The 6146-nt window shown below is 63.3% G+C and carries 6 protein-coding genes; 3 read left to right on the forward strand and 3 right to left on the reverse strand.

The window, feature by feature from the left end:
• Nucleotides 1-344: helix-turn-helix domain-containing protein (locus tag AB4Y99_RS24395; protein WP_441525136.1), on the forward strand; the 344-nt coding region annotated here is incomplete at its 5' end.
• Here AB4Y99_RS24395 and AB4Y99_RS24400 read toward each other — a convergent pair.
• The gene (locus tag AB4Y99_RS24400) at nt 238-2559 is read right to left on the reverse strand and encodes a hybrid sensor histidine kinase/response regulator (protein ID WP_441525137.1); all 2322 of its coding nucleotides are present in this window, start codon (nt 2557-2559) and stop codon (nt 238-240) included. The genes AB4Y99_RS24395 and AB4Y99_RS24400 overlap by 107 nt on opposite strands.
• 169 nt (nt 2560-2728) lie before the next feature.
• Here AB4Y99_RS24400 and AB4Y99_RS24405 point away from each other — a divergent pair, with 169 nt between their 5' ends.
• Both AB4Y99_RS24405 and AB4Y99_RS24410 read left to right on the forward strand, forming a co-directional pair.
• Nucleotides 2729-3502 (forward strand): molybdate ABC transporter substrate-binding protein, encoded by a 774-nt coding sequence (locus tag AB4Y99_RS24405; RefSeq protein ID WP_441525138.1) that lies wholly within the window; start codon nt 2729-2731, stop codon nt 3500-3502.
• Nucleotides 3503-3767: 265 nt separating this feature from the next.
• Nucleotides 3768-4403: a LysE/ArgO family amino acid transporter gene (locus AB4Y99_RS24410; RefSeq protein WP_038368622.1), complete on the forward strand. Its 636-nt coding sequence runs from the start codon at nt 3768-3770 to the stop codon at nt 4401-4403.
• Between the two features lie 32 nt (nt 4404-4435).
• On the opposite strand, the gene AB4Y99_RS24415 is transcribed toward AB4Y99_RS24410, so the two are convergent.
• Entirely contained in the window at nt 4436-5431 is a 996-nt protein-coding gene (locus AB4Y99_RS24415) for an ABC transporter substrate-binding protein (RefSeq protein ID WP_441525139.1), read from the reverse strand.
• A 445-nt stretch (nt 5432-5876) separates the two neighbouring features.
• On the reverse strand, nt 5877-6146 hold a 270-nt coding region (locus tag AB4Y99_RS24420), incomplete at its 5' end, for a hypothetical protein (RefSeq protein WP_441525140.1).

A 6146-nucleotide genomic window follows, 5' to 3' on the forward strand; every position in this document is an offset into this window, starting at 1 on the left:
CCCGCGAAGTCCTGATCGGAGCGCTCTCGCTCGTCCTGGCGGGCGGCGTCTATGTCCCGCCCGCGGTGCTGCATCCCGAGCAGACCGCAGCGCTCGCCGCTGGCAGCGGCTCGACCGTGACGCCCACCCTGCAGTCTCTAGGTCTCACCGACCGGCAACTCGACGTGCTCGCGCTGCTTATGGAAGGCAAGAACAACAAGCTCATCTGCAGGGCACTCGGGCTCGCCGAGCCGACGGTCAAAAATCACATCTCGTCGATCCTGAAGACGCTCGGTGTTGGCAGCCGCACCGAGGCTGTGCTCGCTGCCACTCGCCTCGGCTGGTCGAAGCCTGCGGCCGGGTAGCGGACCTCAGCAGGCGGGTCGCGGCGGCACGAAGCCTGGCGGGTGCCACTGGCTTTTCAAGCATCGGCAGGCCTTGAGCTAAGATGCGCTCACGCGTGCTCTTGGAGACATCGCCCGAGATGATCAGCGCCGGGAACGCGACCATGAACCGCTCCCTGAGCGCTTCCACCAACTGCACGCCGTCCTCGTCCTCATCGAGATGCACGTCGGCGATCATCAGGTCGGGGGCGACGTTTCCAAGACGCTCGAGGGCTTGGTTGCGGTTTTGCGCAGTCACCGTTTGACTGCCCCATAGGCCCAGCAACCCGGCGGTTCCCTGGAGCACGTCGGCGTCATTGTCGACGATCAGGATGCGTGCGCCCTGCAATGGATCGCCCCATGCCTCAGGCGCCTCGGCCAATGACGATGCGCCAGCTTCGGCCATGGCAGCCGGAACGCAGACGGAAAAGCGCGAGCCTCTTCCAACGCGCGAGACGACCTCGATCGTATGGTCCAGGAGTTGGCATAGCCGGGTCACGATCGCCAAGCCCAGCCCCAGTCCCTCACCGCGCAGCGCGCCAACGGGCGCCAGCTGATAGAACTCCGAGAAAATCTCCGGGTATTTGTCCTGCGGGATGCCGATGCCGGTATCCCAGACCTCGATCCTGATCGTCCCCCCGCGCCGGCGACACAAGACGAGGACGCCGCCCTGTCTCGTGTAGCGCAAGGCGTTGCCGACGAGATTGCCGAGGATGCGTTGCAGGAGAACCGGATCGCTCCGCACCCAGAGCTCACTTGGCCGGCAGCTGAAGCGTAGTCCCTTCGCCTGCGCTTCAGCTGCAAAGGCGGTCTCGACGCGGTCGAGGACAGCCTGGACCGGAAAGGCCGATATCTCCGCGCGGACCACACCGGAATCGATCCGGGAGATATCAAGGAGATCGTCGAAAAGGCCGTTGATCGACGCCACGGCCTGCTCGATCCGCTGCGCCAGACGCTCACGTTCCACAGGTGATGTCTCGGCTCGCAGCTGCGCCACCATCAGGTTCAGCGCATGCAGGGGTTGCCTCAGGTCGTGGCTGGCCGCGGCGAGGAATTGCGATTTTGCGCGGTTGGCCTCGGTCAGCTCCTGCGTCCGCTCGGCAACCTTGCGCTCCAACGTCGCATAGGAGCCCTCGAGCTCGGCGGTCATCGTGTTGAACTGGCGGCCGAGCTGCGCGATCTCGTCTGAGGTGTCGATCATGATCCGATGATCGAGGTGACCGGCTCCGATCCGCGCCGCTCCCGTCATCAGCAAACGGATCGGACGGGCCATCCGCCACGAAAAAGCGACCGCGATGGCCACCGCGACAAGCAGGCTGATCAGCGCGATGGCGAGCGATCGCTCCAGGGCTCGCCACAGCGGTTGGTTGGCTTCGGCGACCGGCAACTCGACGAGGACGCGCCAGTCCAGCGGTGGAACCATGACCTGTGCCAGCAGTGCAGGCTGCCCTGTGACGCCGTCGATGCGATGGAGGGCGGCGCCAGGATCGGCGTCGATCGAACGGATCGTGGCCGAAACATCGGTATTCCTGAGAACGAGGCTCGCATCGGGATGGACGATGAGCCGTCCGTTGCGGTCGATCGCGTAGGCCTGGCCTTCGCGTCCCACACGGATCCTGGAGACGATGTCCCGCGCGAGCTTGAGATTCACCTCGGCCATGACGATTCCGGCATCACGACGCGTTCCGGAGAGAGCGATCGTCATGAACGGTTCGCTGTCGCGCTGGAAATAGACGATTCCGTAGTGGACCCCCATGCTCGTGGCATCGCGAAAGGCGACCTCGCCGGATCTGTCCGCCAAAGTCGAGATGCGGTCCAGGCTGACGCGCGATACGAAGAGGCGCTCCCGCCCTTTTTCATCCATCAAGGCGAGATCCACGATGGCGGGAACCTGCCGCAGGAGGCGCAGCGCATCGATGCGTTGCTGCTTTCCGTCGCTTTCCTCCCACGAAAGATGCGTCATCCAGCGCAACTGACCCTCTATGTCCCGGATGAACTGACTGATCCGGAACGCCGCGTTTTCGGCGTTGGCTCGCTGGATCTGGATCAGAGCGTTGCGATGCTCGGTCGAAGCGAGCCAGATGTCCGCGACCGTGTAGCCGATGAGCGGGACGCCGACGGCCGCGACAAACGAGGCAATGTATTTGCCCAGCAGGGAGCGCGGCAGCACCCTGCGGACAAGATTGCCGAGGTTCAACGGAGCGCGTCTTTCCATCGCCCCGATGATAGCCCGGATACGCCGCTGCAAGCAGCCCGGACCATAAGGACCAGTACGAAAGGACCGGCTGCTCCGGGACGGATGGATGATTGTTGGGACCTCGCCGAGGCGAGCATGGTCGAGGACCCTGACAATACCGGAGGTCGATATGTTCAGCTTGCTCCTCGACGGAAATGCGATGCTTCGTCGGTGCTTGGTCGCCGCCCTGGCATCGGGCCTCGGCCTATCGGCACAGGCTGCGGACATCAAAGTCGTCGCGCCAAACGCGGTCAAGGAAGCGGTTCTGGAGATCGGGTCCCGATTTGCCAAGGACACCGGTCACAAGGTGATATTCACCTGGGGTGGCTCGGAGGCGATCACGAAGCGCATCGCCGACGGCGAGGAATTCGACATCGTCGTGACCACGTCGCAGGCGATCGATCGCATGGTCTCCGCCGAGAAGGTGGCAGCCGAGAGCAAGACCGACTTCTCCCGCTCCGCCGTCGCAGCCGCCATCCGCGCCGATGCCCCCCGGCCGGACATGTCGACCGTCGATGGCGTTCGGCAGGCCTTGCTCAAAGCAGAAACCATCGCAATTTCGTCTGGCGCCAGCGGACGCTATTTCGAGCAGCTCTTCGAGCGGCTCGGCGTCGCCGAGCAGATCAAGCACAAGATCAGGCAGCCCCCGTCGGGAGCGCAGATCGGCGACCTGCTGACGAGCGGCGGCGCCCAGCTGGGATTTCAGCAGGTCAGCGAACTGCTCCACGCCAAGGGCATCGTCTATCTTGGCCCGCTACCGGCAGATATCCAGAACTACACCGTCTGGTCGGCTGGCCTGCACAAGAGCAGCCGGCGCCCCGATCTTGCCCGCGCCTTCATCCTGGCGCTTGCCGCAACCGAGGCGAAAGACGCCTTGAGCAAGCATGGCCTGGAACCCCTTTAAGGGCTCGCTGACGATGGCGGCGACGGGCGGTCGAGGCTTGTCGCTGCCTTCGCCACGAGGTCGTACGGGGCATGCCGAGCCTGCCCGAGTGGGCGTAAGCGTGTTCTGCGCAACCCTGTAGCCTCCGCTCCGGCAAGTAGAGCGTGAACGAGGAGGCCAGAGGTGCAAACGGCCAACGTCATGCGCATGCCCTCATATCTCCCACGCGCGTACCTGCTCCTGTTCCCGATAGTGCGTATTCGCTGGCCCCTATGGAGTTTGAACGATGAGCGCTGATCTCCTGTTCTCTCCGGCGACCGCGTCCGGCTTCGTGTTCGGACTTGGGCTGATCTTTTCGCTTGGCCCTCAGAACCTCATGCTCATCAGGGCGGGCATGATGCGCAGCCATCCGCTGGCCGTCGCCTCAACCGGCTACGTTTCCGAGATCGCATTGGTAGCTATGGGAATTGGCGGCCTTGGCACGTTGCTGGTGCAGCATCCGACAATTTCCGGAACGCTGCAGGCGGGCTGCGCCGGATTTCTGGCATGGTGGGGCGTGCGCGTACTGCTCAACGCCAATCGGGCATCCAAGGCCGAGGCGGCCACGGAAGTCTGCGGCTCTCGGTTGCGCGCCATTGGATTGATGCTTGCCGTCACTTGGCTGAACCCATTGGCCTGGCTTGAGGCGATGTTTCTCGTCGGCGTTTTCTCGTCCAGTTATGCCAGCGGGGCGCAAACAGGGTTCGCGGTTGGATTCCTCTCTGCTTCAGCGATCAAATTTTATGGCTGGAGTTTGGCTGGGATGGGTCTATCTCGCCACTTCAACCACCCGACTTGCCGCAAGAACATGGATAAAGTCGCTGGCTTCGTCTTGATCTCAGCGGCTGGACTGCTTTCGATCAATATTCTCAATGCTGTTTAGCCGACGGTCGATCGGGTGCATCTCCACAGGCGTCACCTGATCATCCGGTCGGTGCGCATCGATATGGCGGCCGGCAAGGTCAGACCAAGCTCGGTCGCGGTACGCTGATTGACCACCAGCTCAAAACTGGAAGGCTGTTCTACCGGCAGCTCCGCCGGACGGGCCCCACGCAGGATGCGATCAACGAAGCCGGCGGCTTGCGCCCAGGTGGCACGCAGGTTCGGACCATAGGTGAGCAGGTTGCCTTCGTCGGCGAATTCGGACCATCCGGAGACGGCGGGAATCCCGTTCTGCTTTGCAAAGATGGCGATGGCGCGAGCCTGGCTCATGATGAGCGCGTCGGGAAACGCCACGATGGCCTCGGCGTGGGCCTGGAGCAGGGCGGGCCAGGCCGTCGCGAAGTCCCTGGCGGATGATACCGCGAAGTAGCTGACCGTGATGCCCAGCTTCTCCGCCGCCTGGCGCGATGCCTGTAGTTCCAGCTGTTCGCCGGGATGGGCTGGGTTGGCCAGTATCGCGACGCGCGCGAGGGATGGCATGATCTCCTTCAACAATTCGAGCCTCTTGCCGACCAGGTCGAGGCTTTGCATCGCGATGCCCGTCAGATTTCCGCCCGGGCGCGAGAAGCTCGTCACGAGCTTTGCCTCGACAGGGTCGCCGCTGAAGCCGAACACGATCGGAATCCGGGTTTTGAGATTGCGGGCACCGAGGACCATCGCACCTTGAGCCACAAGGATGTTCGGCCGCAGCGCGAGCAGCTCGGACGCCAAACGCTCGGCGCTGGCAGGCTCTCCCCATCGGGCATCGATCGTGAGGTTCCGCCCCTCCACCCAGTTCCAGCTGCCCAGCCCTGTCCGCAAGGCCTCGAGATAAGCCGGCGTCGGCAGCGGGCCCGCGTTTCCGGCGAGCCAGGCGATCCGCGTCGTACTCGCGGTGTCCCGCGCCACGGAAGGCGCTGCCGACACTCCGGCGGTTGCCGCGAAAACGAGACCATCGCGAACGAATTGACGACGTCCGATGTCCGTCATTCGGCATCTCACTGCTGGCTTTGCGGAAAGCTTGCTGAGAATAGCATTTATTGCACCCGATCGTGAGATCTCCCCGCAACCACACCGATGGCAAGGACGGGATGCGCTACGTCCCGACTGCTGAACGCGTCGCTCAAGCGTGTGCGGACCGATAAGTATAGGCGCTCACCGCGCCTTCCGCGTGCGAGCGGATGGTCACCGCGCCTGTCACGACAAACGCCGAACGGCCATGTCGTAAGCTTAGGCGCCCACCTCCGGCAGCGTGAGGTCACGAAAAATGTCGTAACCATTCGACCATTTGAATGGAGGGCTACAGCCCGGCCGACATTACGGCCAGCACAAATTGAAGGCGTCCGGTGCGCTCCATCCCATTGACGGACACCGCACGAATACACACGGCTGGCGCCTTGGCTGGGCTGCGAAGGCACCCACGCCACTTGGACGTTCAGCACAATTTGTTCGCAGATGCGCCGCACAAAACGGTGAGTGCCCACTTTTGCGCATTGCGAGAGCCGCGCTTGAGCGCATCCTGTTGATCAATAGCAGATGCTGATTCGCAGTTGACGTGCGCCGTGTTTCGACGATGGGCGTAGCCGATTCTCTGATGCCTGCGTCGAGCCACGGCATAACCATATGCAGAGGGCTCATGTACAACGACTCTTTGTTCAACGCCTTCGCTCGCTCCTACGAGGCGCGCCGCGAAACGGACATGCCG

Source organism: Allobosea sp. TAB14 (assembly GCF_052113865.1).
Classification (GTDB): Bacteria; Pseudomonadota; Alphaproteobacteria; order Rhizobiales; family Beijerinckiaceae; genus Allobosea; species Allobosea spartocytisi.

Bases quoted from the DNA above. Each gene is read 5' to 3' on its own strand.
- AB4Y99_RS24405 (WP_441525138.1), top strand. From the start codon at position 2,729: ATGTTCAGCTTGCTCCTCGACGGAAATGCGATGCTTCGTCGGTGCTTG.
- AB4Y99_RS24410 (WP_038368622.1), top strand. From the start codon at position 3,768: ATGAGCGCTGATCTCCTGTTCTCTCCGGCGACCGCGTCCGGCTTCGTG.
- AB4Y99_RS24415 (WP_441525139.1), bottom strand. From the start codon at position 5,431: ATGACGGACATCGGACGTCGTCAATTCGTTCGCGATGGTCTCGTTTTC.